General features: G+C 68.5%; 16 protein-coding genes and 1 tRNA gene. 5 read left to right on the top strand and 12 right to left on the bottom strand.

Features of this window, described 5'->3' with window-relative positions:
* The first annotated feature begins 415 nt into the window (after positions 1-415).
* Positions 416-4,201, top strand: coding sequence for an ATP-dependent RNA helicase HrpA (gene hrpA, locus BM109_RS07225; protein ID WP_256222468.1), 3,786 nt, complete (start codon positions 416-418; stop codon positions 4,199-4,201).
* A gap of 106 nt (positions 4,202-4,307) precedes the next feature.
* Here hrpA and BM109_RS07230 read toward each other — a convergent pair whose 3' ends face one another.
* The 8 genes from BM109_RS07230 to lptF form a co-directional block, all read right to left on the bottom strand.
* Positions 4,308-4,466 carry a DUF3309 family protein gene (locus tag BM109_RS07230; RefSeq protein WP_082321553.1) on the bottom strand — a complete coding sequence of 53 codons (159 nt, stop codon included), beginning with the start codon at positions 4,464-4,466 and terminating at the stop codon, positions 4,308-4,310.
* A gap of 95 nt (positions 4,467-4,561) precedes the next feature.
* A complete protein-coding gene (locus BM109_RS07235) occupies positions 4,562-5,029 on the bottom strand; it encodes a DUF3592 domain-containing protein (RefSeq protein ID WP_093341717.1) in 468 nt (155 codons plus the stop codon).
* A gap of 14 nt (positions 5,030-5,043) precedes the next feature.
* Positions 5,044-5,430, bottom strand: a complete 387-nt coding sequence (locus BM109_RS07240) for a rard protein (protein ID WP_093341718.1) — start codon at positions 5,428-5,430, stop codon at positions 5,044-5,046.
* 37 nt (positions 5,431-5,467) lie between these two features.
* Complete coding sequence (locus BM109_RS07245; protein ID WP_093341720.1) at positions 5,468-6,637, bottom strand: pyridoxal phosphate-dependent aminotransferase; 1,170 nt, start codon at positions 6,635-6,637, stop codon at positions 5,468-5,470.
* Between the two features lie 53 nt (positions 6,638-6,690).
* Positions 6,691-7,632 (bottom strand): CysB family HTH-type transcriptional regulator, encoded by a 942-nt coding sequence (locus tag BM109_RS07250; RefSeq protein WP_093341723.1) that lies wholly within the window; start codon positions 7,630-7,632, stop codon positions 6,691-6,693.
* A gap of 63 nt (positions 7,633-7,695) precedes the next feature.
* A complete protein-coding gene (locus BM109_RS07255; protein WP_093341725.1) occupies positions 7,696-8,070 on the bottom strand; it encodes a sirohydrochlorin chelatase in 375 nt (124 codons plus the stop codon).
* Positions 8,070-9,179: an LPS export ABC transporter permease LptG gene (lptG, locus tag BM109_RS07260; RefSeq protein WP_093341727.1), complete on the bottom strand. Its 1,110-nt coding sequence runs from the start codon at positions 9,177-9,179 to the stop codon at positions 8,070-8,072. The genes BM109_RS07255 and lptG overlap by 1 nt, the downstream gene beginning before the upstream one ends.
* Positions 9,176-10,318 (bottom strand): LPS export ABC transporter permease LptF, encoded by a 1,143-nt coding sequence (gene lptF, locus BM109_RS07265; RefSeq protein WP_093341729.1) that lies wholly within the window; start codon positions 10,316-10,318, stop codon positions 9,176-9,178. Before lptF ends, lptG begins: the two co-directional genes overlap by 4 nt.
* A gap of 21 nt (positions 10,319-10,339) precedes the next feature.
* Here lptF and BM109_RS07270 point away from each other — a divergent pair, with 21 nt between their 5' ends.
* The 4 genes from BM109_RS07270 (at position 10,340) to BM109_RS07285 (ending at position 14,104) form a co-directional block, all read left to right on the top strand.
* Positions 10,340-11,887, top strand: coding sequence for a leucyl aminopeptidase (locus BM109_RS07270; protein WP_093341731.1), 1,548 nt, complete (start codon positions 10,340-10,342; stop codon positions 11,885-11,887).
* On the top strand, positions 11,884-12,327 hold the full coding sequence (locus tag BM109_RS07275) for a DNA polymerase III subunit chi (protein ID WP_093341733.1): 444 nt from the start codon (positions 11,884-11,886) through the stop codon (positions 12,325-12,327). Before BM109_RS07270 ends, BM109_RS07275 begins: the two co-directional genes overlap by 4 nt.
* Positions 12,327-12,746 carry a hypothetical protein gene (locus BM109_RS07280; protein WP_093341735.1) on the top strand — a complete coding sequence of 140 codons (420 nt, stop codon included), beginning with the start codon at positions 12,327-12,329 and terminating at the stop codon, positions 12,744-12,746. The genes BM109_RS07275 and BM109_RS07280 overlap by 1 nt, the downstream gene beginning before the upstream one ends.
* Before the next feature lie 149 nt (positions 12,747-12,895).
* Entirely contained in the window at positions 12,896-14,104 is a 1,209-nt protein-coding gene (locus tag BM109_RS07285; protein ID WP_093341737.1) for a branched-chain amino acid ABC transporter substrate-binding protein, read from the top strand.
* 98 nt (positions 14,105-14,202) lie between these two features.
* Here the strand turns inward: BM109_RS07285 and BM109_RS07290 are convergent, their stop codons facing one another.
* From BM109_RS07290 to BM109_RS07305, 4 genes are all read right to left on the bottom strand, one after another.
* Positions 14,203-14,592, bottom strand: a complete 390-nt coding sequence (locus BM109_RS07290; protein ID WP_093341739.1) for a response regulator — start codon at positions 14,590-14,592, stop codon at positions 14,203-14,205.
* A gap of 138 nt (positions 14,593-14,730) precedes the next feature.
* Complete coding sequence (locus tag BM109_RS07295; protein WP_093341741.1) at positions 14,731-15,111, bottom strand: hypothetical protein; 381 nt, start codon at positions 15,109-15,111, stop codon at positions 14,731-14,733.
* Positions 15,112-15,322: 211 nt separating this feature from the next.
* Positions 15,323-15,413: transfer RNA gene (locus BM109_RS07300), tRNA-Ser, on the bottom strand.
* 44 nt (positions 15,414-15,457) lie between these two features.
* The gene (locus tag BM109_RS07305; RefSeq protein ID WP_093341743.1) at positions 15,458-16,390 is read right to left on the bottom strand and encodes an SPFH domain-containing protein; all 933 of its coding nucleotides are present in this window, start codon (positions 16,388-16,390) and stop codon (positions 15,458-15,460) included.
* Between the last annotated feature and the right edge of the window lie 31 nt (positions 16,391-16,421).

Consider the following 16,421-nt stretch of genomic DNA (forward strand, 5'->3'; position numbering starts at 1 on the left):
GGCTGCATGCGATGCGCTGGTCGGGATCAGGGCGGCGCGCTTCGGACTGCTGCCGAAGCGCGCGGGCGGCGTTCCGTGAAGGAGAACGCGGCGCGCGCGGGCTTCGTCAGGCCGGGCGGGTCGACTTGACCCCGCCACGTGCACTCACGTGGCCTGCGTGCAAACGCAGCGAGGGGGGGACAAGGATGGTGGTCATGGCCGCGATCGTAGCGGCGCGGGCTCGTGGCGTAAAGAATATTTACGCCACGGTGTGGATGTGCTGCAACATCCATCGCGCGCGCCGATAATCGACGGTTTGCCCGAAGAGAACGGGCGCCTGCGCTTGCGACCCCCTCCCTTGACGACCACGACGACTTCCTCCCTTCGCATCGACTTCCCCGAATCGCTGCCGGTCTCGGCCCGGCGCGACGAGATCATGGCCGCCATCCAGGCGCACCAGGTGGTGATCGTCTGCGGCGAAACCGGCTCGGGCAAGACCACGCAGTTGCCGAAGATCGCGCTGGCGCTGGGCCGCGGCAAGCTCAATGCCGAGCCCGGCAAGGGCCGCCTCATCGGCCACACGCAGCCGCGCCGCATCGCCGCGAGCTCGGTGGCCAAGCGCATCGCGGAAGAACTCAAGACGCCGCTGGGCGACGTGGTCGGCTTCAAGGTGCGCTTCCAGGACCGCCTGTCGCGCGATGCCTCGGTCAAGCTGATGACCGACGGCATCCTGCTGGCCGAGACGCAGAACGATCCGCTGCTGAAGGCCTACGACACCATCATCATCGACGAGGCCCACGAGCGCTCGCTGAACATCGACTTCCTGCTCGGCTACCTGCGCGAGATCCTGCCGCGCCGGCCCGACCTCAAGGTGATCGTGACCTCGGCGACCATCGACGCCGACCGCTTCGCGCAGCATTTCGCCTCGGCCAAGGGACCGGCGCCGACGGTGTTCGTGTCGGGCCGCACCTTCCCCGTGGAGCAGCGCTACCGGCCGTTCGAGGAATCGCGCGACCACGACCTCAACGACGCCATCGCCGACGGCGTCGACGAGCTCTGGCGCGATCCGCACCATGCGGGCGACATCCTGGTCTTCCTGCCCGGCGAGCGCGAGATCCGCGAGGCCGCCGACCATCTGCGCCGGCACCTCACGCACCAGCCGCTGTACCGCAATGCCGAGGTGCTGCCGCTGTTCGCGCGGCTCTCGCAGGCCGAGCAGGACCGCATCTTCGACGGCCACACCGGCCGGCGCATCGTGCTGGCCACCAACGTGGCCGAGACCTCGCTCACCGTGCCGGGCATCCGCTACGTGATCGACGCGGGCACGGCGCGCGTGAAGCGCTACAGCTTCCGCAGCAAGGTCGAGCAGCTGCTGGTCGAGCCGATCAGCCAGGCCGCCGCCAACCAGCGCGCGGGCCGCTGCGGGCGCGTGGCCAACGGCATCTGCATCCGCCTCTACGACGAGAAGGATTTCGAGGGCCGGCCGCGCTTCACCGATCCCGAGATCCTGCGTTCGTCGCTGGCGGGCGTGATCCTGCGCATGAAGTCGCTGCGGCTGGGCGACGTGTCGCGCTTTCCCTTCCTCGAGGCGCCGTCGCCGCGCGCCATCGCCGACGGCTACCAGCTTCTCAACGAGCTCGGCGCGGTCGACGATGCCAACGAGCTGACCGCCACCGGCGCCGAGCTCGCCAAGCTGCCGCTCGACCCGCGCGTGGGCCGCATGATCCTCGAGGCCCGTTCGCGCGGCGCGCTCGAGGAGGTGCTGGTGATCGCCTCGGCGCTCAGCGTGCAGGACGTGCGCGACCGCCCGATGGAAGCGCAGCAGCAGGCCGACCAGGCGCATTCGAAGTTCGACGACGAGAAGAGCGAGTTCAGCGGCTACCTGCGGCTGTGGAAGTGGATCGCCGACGCGCGCGGCGGCCATGGCGACAGCCACAAGCTCAGCAACCGCCAGTACGAGCAGCTGCTGCGCCAGAACTTCGTCAACGTGCGCCGCGTGCGCGAATGGCGCGACATCCATTCGCAGCTGCTCACGGTGGTCACCGAGCACAAGTGGCGCATCAACGCCGAGCCCGCGGGCTACGAGCCGCTGCACCTGTCGATGCTGGCCGGCCTGCTCGGCAACATCGGCTGGAAGCTCGAGGACGACGAGGCCTACCTCGGCGCGCGCGGCATCAAGTTCTACAAGCATCCCGGTGCGCACCTGAAGAAGAAGCCGGGTCGCTGGATCGTGGCGGCCGAACTGGTCGAGACCACGCGGCTGTTCGGCCGCGGCATCGCCAACATCGAGCCGCAGTGGCTCGAGGAAGTGGGCGGGCATCTGCTGAAAAAGCAGCTGCTCGATCCGCACTGGGAGAAGAAGAGCGCGCAGGTGGCCGCGCTCGAGCGTGCCACGCTCTACGGCCTGGTGGTCTACAGCGGCCGGCGCGTCGACTTCACGCGCGTCGATCCGGTCGCCGCGCGCGAGATCTTCATCCGCGAGGCGCTGGTCGGCGGGCAGTGGGACAGCCGCTTTCCGTTCCTCGCGGCCAACCGCAAGCTGGTGCGCGAGGTCGAGGGCCTCGAGCACAAGTCGCGCCGGCAGGACGTGCTGGTCGACGACGAGCTGATCTTCGCCTTCTACGACGCGCAGCTGCCGGCCGACGTGGCCAGCGGCACGACCTTCGAGAACTGGTACCGGCAGGCCTCGAAGGAGCAGCCGCGCCTGTTGTTCCTCTCGCGCGACGAGCTGATGCGCCACCAGGCGGCCGGCATCACCACCCAGTCGTTCCCGCCCACCTTGCGGCTCGGCGGCGTGGATTGCGCCGCGACCTATCTGCACGAACCCGGCGATGCCAAGGACGGCCTCACCGTCAGCGTGCCGCTGTTCGTGCTCAACCAGGTCAGCGAGGAACGCTGCGAATGGCTGGTGACGGGCATGCTCAAGGACAAGATCCAGGCGCTGCTCAAGAGCCTGCCGCAGCGGCCGCGCTCGCGGCTGGTGCCGCTGCCCGAGTCGGCGGCGAAGCTGGCCGAGGCGCTGTCGGAGCCCGAGCTGTTCGGCACCGGCTCGCTGACCGACGTGCTGCTCAAGCGCGTGCGCGACATGACCAGCATCGACGTGAAGCGCGCCGACTTCAAGCTCGACATGCTCGCGCCGCACCTGTTCATGAACCTGCGCGTGGTCGACGAGCACGGTCGCCAGCTCGGCATGGGGCGCAACCTCGGCGCGCTCAAGGCCGAGCTCGGCGCGAAGGCGCGCGGCGCATTCCAGGCGCTGGCCGGGCTCAACGTGAAGGCCTCGGCCGAACCCGCCAGGACCGCGGCGCCCGCCGACGCGCGCCGCGCGCAGGAGGCCGCGCCGGCCGCACCCGCCACGCCGGCGCTGCCGGCCGGCCAGCGCTACACCGCCTGGAGCTTCGGCGAACTGCCCGAGCTGATGGAGGTGCGCCGCGGTGCCCAGTCGCTGGTGGGCTTCCCGGCGCTGCGCGACGAGGGCGACGCCGTCACGATCGAGGTCTTCGACGAACCCGCGGTCGCGGCCGCGAAGCACCGCGCGGGCCTGCGCCGGCTGTTCGCGCTGCAGTTGAAGGACGCGCTCAAGTACCTCGAGAAGAACATCCCCGACCTGCAGAAGATGGCCGTGGCCTACATGCCGCTGGGCACCGCGGACGAGCTGCGCGCGCAGATCGTCGAGGTCGCGATCGACCGCGCCTTCCTGCAGGAGCCGCTGCCGGCCGACGAGTTCGCCTTCAAGCGGCGGCTCGACGAGGGGCGCGGCCGGCTGACCCTGATCGCCAACGAGGTGGCGCGGCTGGCCGCGACGATCCTCGCCGAATACGCCGCGGCGGCGCGCAAGATCAAGGACACGAAGATCCAGCCCGAGTCGGTGCAGGACGCCGCGCAGCAGCTGCAGAAGCTGGTCGGCAAGCGCTTCATCGCCGATGCGCCGTGGACGCAGCTGCAGCATTTCGCGCGCTACCTCAAGGCCATCGTGCTGCGGCTCGACAAGCTGCGCGGCGACCCGGCGCGCGACACCGCCAAGCTGGCCGAGTTGCGGCCGCAGGAGCAGCGCTACTGGCGGCTGGTGGCCGAGCGCAAGGGCGTGGTCGACGATCGCATGCTCGAGTTCCGCTGGCTGCTCGAGGAGCTGCGCGTGAGCTTCTTCGCGCAGGAGCTGCGCACGCCGCAGCCGGTGAGCGTGAAGCGGCTCGACAAGGCCTGGGCGCAGTTGCAGGCCTGACGGACCGTTCGACGTTCCAAAGAAAAAGCCCGCTGTCGCGGGCTTCGTCCGAAGAGGCCATCGCCTCGTCACGAAGGGCGAGGCAGCGCGCCGCCTCGCCCGCGCGTCATATCCTGCCCATCAGCACCAGGATGATCACGATCACGAGCACGAGGCCAAGACCGCCGCTGGGACCATAGCCCCAGGTACGGCTGTGTCCCCAACTCGGCAGCGCGCCGATCAGCAGAAGGATCAGGACGATCAGCAGAATGAACGAGAGCGACATGTTTTCTCCAGGGACGTTGTTATCGAGCCTCGATGCTCGTGACCCTGGGGTGCGCGCAGCGCAAGAGAGCCGCGCCTTCGCCGGTCAGGACTGTCCTACCGTGGGCGTCGGCGCCCGCGCCGGGTAGGCTGCGCCGGTGTAGCCGCCGCGGCGATGGCGAGCACCAGCACGACCACCAGGAAGGCCGTGCCGATGGCACCGAAAACGATCGGCATGCCCCAGAGCGAGAAGAAGCTGTCGATGCGCGCGTTGCGCGGATTGCCGGGCGCATGCAGCACCCGCACCGCCTCGCCGACTTCGTAGGAGGGCGGGTTGCTGCTGGTCGAGGACTCGAAATCGATCGTCTCGCCCGCGGCCGTGCGGAAGCGCACGCGCGGCTTCCAGGTGCCATCGCCGTCGTCGTCCGACTCCACGTGCAGCAGGTCGATCACCTCGCCCTGCGCGTGCACCGCCGAGCGGATGAAGTAGACGGTGTGGGCCGCAACCAGCAGCGCCATCACGAACAGGGCCGCGCCGACGCCGCCGAAGACCTTCTGCAGGGTGCGAAGCTGGGGATTCGCCATGGCGCGTGCCTCCTTCAGCCGCCGCGGTGCGATGCGCCCGCGGCGAAGTCGCCGAGCAGGCCGCCGAGGCTCGCGAGCAGCAGGCAGAAGGCGAGAAAGCCCACGGTGCGCAGCAGGCCGAGCAGCGCCTGCCGCCAGGGGCGCGTGCGCAGGAAGAACACGGGCACGCCCAGCAGCGGGAACACGCCCGCGAACAGCGCGATGCGCCCGCGCGGCACCTGGCCGCGCGCGAGCAGGTCGGCGCGGCACCAGGCGTAGCACAGCGCGGTGATCAGCGGCATGTGCAGCATGTCGACGGCCGAGTACTGCCGGCCCGGCAGCATCGGCACGAAGGCGTCGGCCACGCCGGCGGCGAAAAAGGACAGCGCCAGCGCGCCGAGGATGAGCCGTGGCGCCTTCATCGCGTGCGGTCTCGTGGCCCGGCGCCGGTCGATGGGCTCAGAGCTTGGCGAGCCGGTCGAGCGCGGCGACCAGCGTCTCGTCCTTCTTGGCGAAGCAGAAGCGCACCACGCGCTGATCGAAGCCGTCGCCGTAGAAGGCCGACAGCGGGATCGCCGCCACGCCGATCTCGCGCGTGAGCCAGAGGCAGAAGTCGGCTTCGGAGAGATCGCTGACCGCCGAGATGTCGACGCACTGGAAGTAGCTGCCTTCGCTGCGCAGCAGCTTGAAGCGGGTCTTGGCGAGGCCGGCGGCGAACAGGTCGCGCTTGCGCTGGTAGAAGGCCGGCAGCTCGAGGTAGGGCGCCGGGTTTCCCATGTAGCGCGCCAGCGCATGCTGCATCGGCGTGTTGACGGTGAACACGTTGAACTGGTGCACCTTGCGGAACTCGGCCATCAGCGGCGCGGGCGCGGCCACGAAGCCAACCTTCCAGCCGGTGACGTGGTAGGTCTTGCCGAAGCTGCTGACGATGAAGCTGCGCGCCGCCAGGCCCGGGAAGCGGGCCACGCTCTCGTGGCGCGCGCCGTCGTAGACCATGTGCTCGTAGACCTCGTCGGCGATCACGAACACCTCGGTGGGCGCGAGCAGCTCCTCGAGCCGGCGCATCTCGGCCTCGGTCCACACGGTGGCGCTAGGGTTGTGCGGCGTGTTGACGATGATCGCGCGCGTGCGCGGGCTCAGCGCGGCGGCGATGCGGTCGAAATCGGGGCGGAAGGTGCCCGGCACCAGCGGCACGCGCACCACGCTGCCGCCCGCGAGCTCGATGTTGGGCACGTAGCTGTCGTAGCAGGGCTCGAGCACGATCACCTCGTCGCCCGCGCGCACCACCGCGAGGATGGCCGTGATGATCGCTTGCGTGGCGCCCGCGGTCACCGTGATCTCGGCCGCGGCGCTGTAGCGGTGGCCGTAGAGCGCCTCGATCTTGGCCGCGATCGCATCGCGCAGCGCGGGGATGCCGGGCATCGGCGGGTACTGGTTGTGGCCCGCGGCCATGGCGGCCGTCACGTCCTCGAGCAGCTGCGGATCGCAGTGGAAATCGGGGAAGCCCTGGCCCAGGTTGACCGCGTTCTTCTCGGCCGCGAGCGCGGACATCACGGTGAAGATGGTGGTGCCGACGGCGGGCAGCTTGGTCGCGATCTCGGGCGTGCGGGGGGAAAGGGCGGTGCTCATGGTGGGATGCGTGGGAGGAAAGTCGGGACGAGCGCGTGAACCTCGGCGGGCGCTCAGAGTTCGTAGTCCTGCTGGTGGCCGCTGAGGGCCTTGGCGATCAGGTTGCGGTCGAGCCGGTCGGACAGCAGCTCGGCGAACTTGAACACGAAGTTGCGCAGGTAGGCGCTGCGCTTGAAGGCCACGCGCGCGATGTTCTGGCCGAACACCTGGCCCATCGGGCGCACCACGAGGTCGGCGTTCGATTCGTCGCGCACCGCCATCTCGGCCACGATGCCCACGCCGAGCCCGAGGCGCACGTAGGTCTTGATCACGTCGGAGTCGATGGCTTCGAGCGCGATGCGCGGCGCGAGCTTCTTCTGCGCGAACGCATGGTCGATGCGCGTGCGGCCGGTGAACGAGGGGTGGTAGGTGATGATCGGCTCGGACGCCAGGTCCTCGAGCGAGATGCGCTCCTTGGTCGCCAGCGGATGTTCCTTGGGCAGCACCAGCACGTGCTGCCATTCGTAGCAGGGCAGGGTCACGAGTTCGGTGTAGTCGGCGAGCGATTCGGTCGCGATGCCGATCTCGGCCACCTCGTCGATCACCATGCGCGCCACCTGGTCGGGCGAGCCCTGGTGCAGGCTCACGTTGACCTTGGGATAGGCCTCGCGCAGCTTGGCCACCGGCACGGGCAGCACGTAGCGCGCCTGCGTGTGGGTGGTGGCGATCGACAGCGTGCCGCTGTCCTGTGCGCTGAACTGCTCGCCGATGCGCTTGAGGTTGCCGACCTCGCGCATGATCAGTTCGATGCTCGCGATCACGTGCTGGCCCGGCTCGGTCACGCGCTTGAGGCGCTTGCCGTGGCGCGCGAAGATTTCCACGCCGAGTTCTTCCTCGAGCTCGATGATCGCCTTCGACACCCCGGGCTGGGAGGTGTGCAGCGCCTTGGCGGCCTCGGTCAGGTTCAGGTTGCGCCGCACGGCTTCCTGAACAAACTTGAACTGGTGCAGATTCATATCAAATTCCGTCTTATTGCGGAATTTATTATGCCTTCGGAATCTATGGAAATTGCCTAATGTTCAGATTTCCACCGCAATTCGGGCCAGCAGGTCGATCACTTGCGGCGATTCCCCCACGGTGGGCGCGAGCGTGAAGGCCAGCGCGGGCCATTCAGCGCGCAGCGCGTCGAGCTGGCGCGGGATGTCCTCGCGTGCGTGCTTGCCCATGCCGAGGAACAGCGGCACCACGCGGATCGCGCTGGCGCCTTCGTCGACCAGCGCGGCCGCCGCGGTGCGCAGGTCGGGCTCGGCCAGCTCGAGGTAGGCGCAGCGCACCCGGGCCTCGGGGGACAGCGCGCGCGTTCGCGCAGCCACGGCCTCGATCGGCTCGCGCCAGCGCGGGTCGCGCGAGCCGTGCGCCAGCAGCACGATGCCCTGCACCGTCGGCGTGGCCATCAGCGTCTGAGCACCAGCCAGCTGAAGGCCGCCAGCGACATCACCGAATAGATGAGCCCGGGCGCCGCCGCCGTGATCCAGGGCGACCAGTTGCTCAGGTTGCCGAGGTAGCCGAACACGTTGTTCAGCAGGAAGAAGCTGATGCCGATCATCACGCCGCCGAACACGTAGGTGGTGATGCCGGCCTGGCGGAAGTGCAGGTAGGCGAAGGGCAGGGCGAGCACCACCATCACCAGGCAGGACAGCGGATAGAACACCTTGCGCCAGAACTCGATCTCGTAGCGCTGCGCGGTCTGGCCGTTGGCGTCGAGGTGGCGGATGTAGTCGAACAGGTCGATGGTGCTCATGCGGTCGGGCCGCAGCAGCGCCACCGAGACCATCTCGGCCGTCAGCGAGGTCGGCCAGTTGAGCTCGGCCATCCGGGTGGTGGCGACATGCGCCTTGCCTTCGGCGGCGCGGGTGTCGTAGTCCTGCTGCTCGATCTCCGACAGCACCCAGTAGCCGCGCTCGATGCGCGCCGTGGCGGCCGTCATCTGCTTGCGCAGGTAGCCCTTGTCGTCGAACTCGAAGATGCGCGCGGTCTTGAGCCCGCCGTTGCGCGAGATCGACAGCACGTTGACGGCGTAGGACGCCTTGTCCTGCCGCTCCTTGAGCCAGGCGCCGGTGTTGCCCACGAAGGTGAAGGTGCCCTGGTAGCGCGACTTCACGAGCTGGGCGGCGCGCTCGGCGGCCGGCGCGAGGTAGTCGCCCACCGCGAAGGTCAGCACCACGAAGCCCAGGCCCAGCACCAGCAGCGTGCGCAGCGCGCGCCAGGGGCCGAGGCCGCTGGTGCGCAGGATGGTGTATTCGGAGCTCTGTGCGAGCCGCGCCATCACGAAGATGCAGCCGATCAGCACGGTGATCGGCAGCAGCTCGTAGAGATGGCTCGGCAGCAGCAAGGTCACGTAGAGCAGCGCCTGCGCCGGCCCGTAGGCCAGGCTCTCGGGGCGGCCCACGGCCTGCAGCTCGTCGACGAAGTCGAAGAAGAAGAACAGGCTCAGGAAGCCGAGGGTCACGAAGGCCACGGCCTTCAGCGCCTCGATGTAGATCAGGCGACGGATGGTTCTCATGGCGTGGGCTCCAGCCGGGCGGTGGAGGGCGGCGGCGTGGGGCCGGAGGCCCGGCCGCCGCGGCTCTTGCGGCGCGCCCAGTTGTTGTTGCGCAGCGTGAGCCACGAGATGGCGAACAGCGCCACCCCGCCGTGCAGTAGCAGCATGAAGCCGCCCATGCCGTAGCGGCCCGAGCTGATCCAGCTCTGGCCCAGGTTCAGCAGGTTGTAGTAGATGACGAAGGCGAACAGCGCGAACAGCAGGTTGCCGCTGCGGCCCACGCGCGGATTGACGCTGGAGACGGCCAGGGCCAGCAGCACGAAGTTGATGGCCGCCAGCAGCATGCCCACGCGCCAGGCGAGTTCGCCGCGCGCCGCGGTTGCGTTGAAGTCGCCGAGCAGCGACAGCGTGGTGCGCGCGCGTGGCGGCGTGGCGTCGCTGGTGCCGGCCGCGCTACCGCCGGCGCGCGTGCCGTAGGTCTCGAACTCGCTGATCTTCAGGGCGCCGTTGGGCAGCAGCGGGCGCTCCAGGCGCTGGCCATTGCTGAGCATCAGGTAGCGCGAGTTGCCGAGCGTCTCGATGCGGCCGCTGCGCGCCGAGGTCGTGATCTGCAGGTTGCGTTCGACCGACCAGATGAAGACGTTGGTGGCGGTGGCGCTGTCGGCGGAGTCCTTGTCGATGAAGAACACCCGCAGCCGGCCGGCCGATTCACGGAATTCGCCGGGCGACACGCGCTCGAGGTCGCCGCGCTGCTCGTACTGCTGGCGCATGCCCATGGTCTGCGAGTTGGCCCAGGGCCAGCCGATCAGCGCCATGGCGGCGATCAGCAGCAGCACCGGCCAGGCGAAGCGGAACAGCGGCTCGACGAAGTCGGACAGCCCGCGGCCGCTGGAGAACCAGATCACCATCTCGCTGTCGCGGTACATGCGCGACAGGGTGCCGACGATGGCGATGAACAGGCTCAGGCTCAGGATGGTCGGCATGTAGCCGAGCACCGTGTAGGCCATGACGAGGAACACTTCGGACGGGTTCACGCTGCCCTTGGAGGCCAGTCCGAGCGTGCGGATGAGCATCATGGTCATCACGATGGTGACCAGGACCACGAGGGTCGCTCCGAAGCTGCGGGACAGCTCCTTGCGTAGGGAAGAATGGAATAACATCGTTCGAGGAAAAAAAGGATTATGGACTTTCAACTCAAGACCCTCACAGTCGCCCGCGCAGCGGCCGAAAAATCCGACGTCCTGATCGTGCTCGTGGGCAGTGCGCCGCTCGCGTCCAAGGACCCCCTCTCCGTCCAGATCGCCGCCGCCCGCAAGGCCGGCGACCTGCCCGACAAGGCCGGCAAGCTGCTGTCCCTGTACCGGCCCGAGGACGTGGCCGCCGCCCGCGTGGTGCTGGCGGCCATCGGCGACGGCAAGCCGGCCTCGGTGCGCAGCGGCGTGATCGCCGCGGTCAACGCCGCCAAGGCCCAGTCGCCCAAGCGCGTGGTGCTGGCCTTCGCCCAGGACGCCGAGCCCGCGGCCGTGGCGAGCGCCGTGATCGCGGCCGCCGACGCCAGCTATGTGTACACCGCCACCAAGTCCAAGGCCGAGCCGCGCAGCATCCGCCAGGTGACCGTGGGCGTGGCCAATGCGGCCACGGTCGGTGCGGCCTTCGAGCAGGCGCGCGCCACCGTCGAGGGCATCGAGTTCGCCAAGGAGTGGGGCAACCGCCCCGCCAACCATGCCACGCCGACGATGCTGGCCGAGGCCGCCAAGGGCCTGGGCAAGCTGCCCGGCATCAAGTGCGAGGTGCTCGGCCCCAAGGAGGTCGACAAGCTCGGCATGGGCGCCTTCGCGGCCGTGGCCCAGGGCTCGGCCGAGCCGCTGCGCTTCATCGTGCTGCGCTACCAGGGCGGGTCCAAGGACCAGGCGCCCGTGGTGCTGGTCGGCAAGGGCATCACCTTCGACACCGGCGGCGTCTCGCTCAAGCCGGCGGCCGAAATGGACGAGATGAAGTTCGACATGTGCGGCGCCGCGAGCGTGCTCGGCACCTTCCGCGCGCTGGCCGGCATCAAGCCCGCAATCAACGTGGTCGGCCTGATCCCCTCGTGCGAGAACATGAACGACGGCCGCGCCATCAAGCCGGGCGACGTGGTTACCAGCATGAGCGGCCAGACCATCGAGATCCTCAACACCGATGCCGAAGGCCGGCTGATCCTCTGCGACGCGCTGACCTACGCCAAGCGCTTCGACCCCGCCGCCGTGATCGATATCGCGACGCTCACGGGCGCCTGCGTGGTGGCTCTGGGCGGCGTGCGCAGCGGCCTGTTCTCGAGCGACGACGCGCTGGCCGCTGCGCTCGAGGCGGCCGGCGAAAGCTCGCAGGACCGCTGCTGGCGCCTGCCGCTCGACGACGAGTACGCCGAGGGCCTGAAGACCAACTTCGCCGACGTGGCCAACGTGGCGGGCCGCGCGGGCGGCGCCATCACGGCGGCCAAGTTCCTGCAGCGCTTCACGGCCGACTTCGCCTGGGCGCACCTCGACATCGCCGGCACCGCCTGGAAGAGCGGCGCGGCCAAGGGCTCGACCGGCCGACCGGTCGGCCTGCTGGTCTCGTACCTGACGCGCCGCGCGCAGGACGGCGCGACCGGCGCCGGCGAGGGCAAGGCGAAAGCCAAGGCCGAGCGCAAGACGGAGGGCAAGTCCGAGAGCAAGGCGGCGGCCCGCAAGGCGCGTTCGGTGCAGTGACGGACATCGGCTTTCACTACAACGCGCCGGACAAGCTCAGCTACGCCTGCCGGCTCGTGCGCAAGGCCGTCGCCACGCGCGGCATGCGGGTGGTGGTGGTCGGCGAGGCGCAATGGCTCGACGCAATCGACGCCGGGCTCTGGCAACTGGCTCCGACCGAGTTCGTCGCCCATTGCCGCGGCGATGCGCCGGCCCACGTGCTGTCGCGCTCGCCGGTGATCCTGGCCGACGAGGGCGCGGAATCGGCCGCGCTGCCGCACCGCGAACTGCTGGTCAATCTCGGTGCGCAGGTGCCCGCGGGCTTCGAGCGCTACGAGCGCCTGATCGACATCGTGAGCAACGAGCCCGATGACCGACAGATCGGCCGCGCGCGCTGGCGCCACTACGCCGACCGCGGCTACACGATCCAGCCGCACGACTTCGCGAGGAGCGCATCCTGATGGCCACCCCGACCCGCACGCCGCCGCGTTTCGTCCCCACGCTCACGACCGTGCTCGACCTGCCCGCCGAGCCGGTCGCGGCGCATTCGCCGTTGGCGGACAACGCGGGACCGGATGCCGTCGCGCCGGCCATGCCCGATCCGTCCCAGGCCGTCGCACTGCCGCCCGCGGTGCAGCGTTCCGAGGCCGACATCGTGCGGCTCGAGGAGCAGTTGCTGCACCGTGTTCTGCAGCGCGTGGACTTCTCGCTCGAGGAGCGTTTGAGCGACACCGTGGCCGCCGCCGTGCAGCAGCAACTCGATGCGATGGTGCCGCGTTTGCGCGGCGAAATCGAAGCCGTTTTGCGTGCGTTGGTGATCGAGGCGATGGCCGCCGAACTCTCGGAAAACCCAGGGTCTACGCCAACTTTCGAGGGGTGAAGCTTCAGCTAAACTGCGCGCCAGGTCGGGTGGGCCAAAGCTGGAGGGTTAGGGTGGCCCGGGTCTGCGGCGCGGAACTTGCGAGGTCAGGAGCGCCCGGATCACACGACCGGTTTCTCAATCTCATCATCCATGTTCTGGAGGTTCTCATGCAATTGAAATGGACTGCGGTCGCTCTGGCTGCACTCACGCTGGTGGCTTGCGGCAAGAAAGAAGAAGCTGCGGCACCCGCTGCTGCCCCGGCGCCCACCGCGGCCGCCCCGGCACCCGCTGCACCTCCCGCCGATGCACTGGTCGTGAAGATCGGCCACGTGGCTCCGACCAGCGGTCCGATTGCCCACCTCGGCAAGGACAACGAGTTCGGCGCCAAGATGGCGATCGAGGAACTGAATGCCAAGGGCCTCAAGATCGGCGACAAGGTCGCCAAGTTCGAGCTGGTCGCCGAAGACGACGCAGGCGATCCGAAGCAAGGCACGGCCGTGGCCCAGAAGCTGGTCGACAGCAAGGTCAACGGCGTGGTCGGTCACCTGAACTCGGGCACCACCATCCCCGCCTCGAAGCTCTACAGCGACGCCGGCATCCCCCAGATCTCGCCTTCGGCAACGAACCCCAAGTACACCCGCCAGGGCTTCAAGACCACCTTCCGCGTGGTGGCTGACGACACGCAACTCGGCGGCACGCTGGGCAAGTACGCGGTCGAAACGCTCAAGGGCAAGAACATCGCCGTGATCGACGACCGCACCGCCTACGGCCAGGGCGTCGCCGAAGAATTCGAGAAGTCGGCCAAGGCCGCCGGCGCCACCATCGTGGGCCACGAATTCACCACCGACAAGTCGACCGACTTCAACGCCATCCTGACCAAGCTCAAGGCCGCCAAGCCCGACGTGCTGTTCTTCGGCGGCATGGACGCCGTCGGCGGCCCGATGCTCAAGCAGGTCAAGCAGCTCGGCCTGAACGTCAAGTTCATGGGCGGCGACGGCCTGTGCACCGGCGAACTGCCGAAGCTCGCTGGCGATGCCATCGGCGAAGACATGGTGGTGTGCGCCGAAGCCGGCGGCGTGGACGGCGACTTCAAGCAGCCGCTGGAAGACTTCAAGGCCAAGTTCAAGACCAAGAACGGCGTCGATGTCCAGATCTACGCACCGTACGTCTACGACGCGGTCAACGTGCTGGCCGAAGCGATGGTCAAGGCCGGTTCGGCCGATCCCGAGAAGTACCTGCCCGAAGTGGGCAAGATCCAGTACAAGGGCGTGACCGGCCCGATCGCCTTCGACGAAAAGGGCGACATCAAGGGCGGCGCCCTGACGCTCTACACCTACAAGGGTGGCCAGCGCACGCAGATCGCCGTGGTGCGCTGATCGGCTTCGATCCGCGTTCCAACGAGAAGGGCCTTCGGGCCCTTTTTTCATGGGCGCTCGAAACGGCGGGGGAGAAGGAGGAGGAGGGCGCCTGCTGCTCAGAGCGGCGCGAGTCCCGAGGGGCGGTCGGTGTTGCAGTACTCGATGAAGGCGTCGAGGTCGCGCGACTTGTCGAACACCGCGTCCGCGCCGAGCGTCTCGCAGCGCGCGCGGATGTCGGCCGTCACGTAGTTGCTCAGCACCACCGCGCGCTGGCCAGGAAGGCGTTCCTTGCAGCCCGCGAGCACGCCCAGGCCCGAGCCTTCCTTGAGGAACAGGTCGACGATCAGCAACTGCCACTCGGCCGGATGGGCGCGCAGCCACGCCAGCGCTTCGGATTCGGTTTCGGCAAAGCCAACGACTTGGGCATTCACCAGGTCCTCGAGTGCCGGAACCAGGTTGTCCCTGATGGTCTTGTTGTCCTCGACGAGGAACGTGATGAGGGCCATGCCACGGATAGGGTGTGAGAACCAATAGCGTAGCGTGCCGCGCGCGCTTGCTGCGTAGGAGAAAGGAGACGGAGAAACGCGGCGTGTCCCTATTTCATACGATGTCCGCGGCACTCCGCCGCCGGCGCGCGTGTCGCGTCAGTCGTTCGCGCGCTTGCCCGTGCCGGGCTCGGCCGCAGTGGCCTGCCGGGCCTCGAGCTTCTTCACACGGGCCGCGCTCTCGTCGCGCTGGGCCGTGGCCTCGATGCGCTTCTCGATCTCCTCGCTGAGCGCCGCGTTGACCTCGGCGAGTTGCTCGGCCGACTGCGCGAGCTTTTCCTCGAGCTGGCTCGTGTGCGCGATGGCCAGCGCCACCTCGCCCACCTGCACCTCCTCGGGCAGCTCCTGCTCGAGCACCGTGTTGACCACCGCGAGGTTGTCGGAGGCCTTCTGCACGTCGGCGGCGACCCGCTCGGTTTTTTCGAGCGTGCGGTCGAGCGACGTGCTGCCGTGCGGCTTGGTGCTGGGATGTCCTGCCATGCGGCGCCTCCTGGGGAACTGAAAACCTGGGGATCGTACCGCCAGACGGATCGGGGAGGGCGGTGTGAGGTCTGCGCGGGCGGTGGGCTCGGCCCGGCGCATCGGTGAAGACAAGGGGCGCGCAAGCAACAGGCGCCCACAAAAAAGCCCAAGTGCCAATGGCAACTCGGGCTTTCTGCATGTTCGCGAACGGTTGCGAACAAAGACTCTCTGGCGGAGCAGGCGGGATTCGAACCCGCGGAGGGCTATTAACCCTCACACGCTTTCCAGGCGTGCGACTTAAACCGCTCATCCACCGCTCCGAAGCCCACGATTGTAGCAGTCGCCGGGGCCGTTTCCGGAAGCCTCAGGCCGTGGGGCCCGAGGATTTGCCGGCCTGCACCATGCGCATGGCCGAGGCGATCAGCGCGGCGGTCTCGGTCATGTTGCTCGGCACGATCAGCGTGGTCTTGGAATCGGCCGCGACCTTGCCGTAGGCATCGACCGCGCGTTCGGCCACCTTGAGCTGCACCGCCTGTTCGCCGCCCGGCTGCTGGATCGCGGCCGCCACGCGCTCGATGGCGTCGGCCGTCGCCGTGGCCACCGCGGTGATCGCGGCCGCCTCGCCCTGGGCGTTGTTGATCTGGGCCTGCTTCTCGCCTTCTGAGCGCGCGATGAAGGCCTCGCGTTCGCCGGTGGCGATGTTGATCTGCTCCTGGCGCCGGCCCTCGGAGGCCGCGATCAGCGCGCGCTTCTCGCGTTCGGCCGTGATCTGGCGCTGCATCGCCTGCAGGATTTCCTTCGGCGGCGTCAGGTCCTTGATCTCGTAGCGCAGCACCTTCACGCCCCAGTTGAGCGCCGCCTCGTCGATGGCTGCGACCACCTGGGCATTGATGACGTCGCGCTCCTCGAAGGTCTTGTCGAGCTCCAGCTTGCCGATCACGCTGCGCAGCGAGGTCTGGGCGAGCTGGGTCACGGCCACGATGTAGTTCGACGAGCCGTAGCTCGCGCGCATCGGGTCGGTGACCTGGAAGTAGAGGATGCCGTCGACCTGCAACTGCGTGTTGTCGCGCGTGATGCAGATCTGGCTCGGCACGTCGAGCGGGATTTCCTTCAGGCTGTGCTTGTAGGCCACCCGGTCGATGAACGGGATCAGGAAGTTGGGGCCGGGCGTCATGGTGCCGTGGTACTTGCCCAGGCGCTCGCGCACCCAGGCGTTCTGCTGCGGCACGAACTTCACCGACTGGCTGATGAAGATGATCGCGATGACCAGGATGATGATGGGGACCGAATATTCCATGGCTCTGTACCTTTCCTCTTTCGTTCTCGGG

The sequence above is a fragment of the Variovorax sp. PDC80 genome (genome assembly GCF_900115375.1).
In the GTDB taxonomy this organism is placed as follows: domain Bacteria; phylum Pseudomonadota; class Gammaproteobacteria; order Burkholderiales; family Burkholderiaceae_C; genus Variovorax.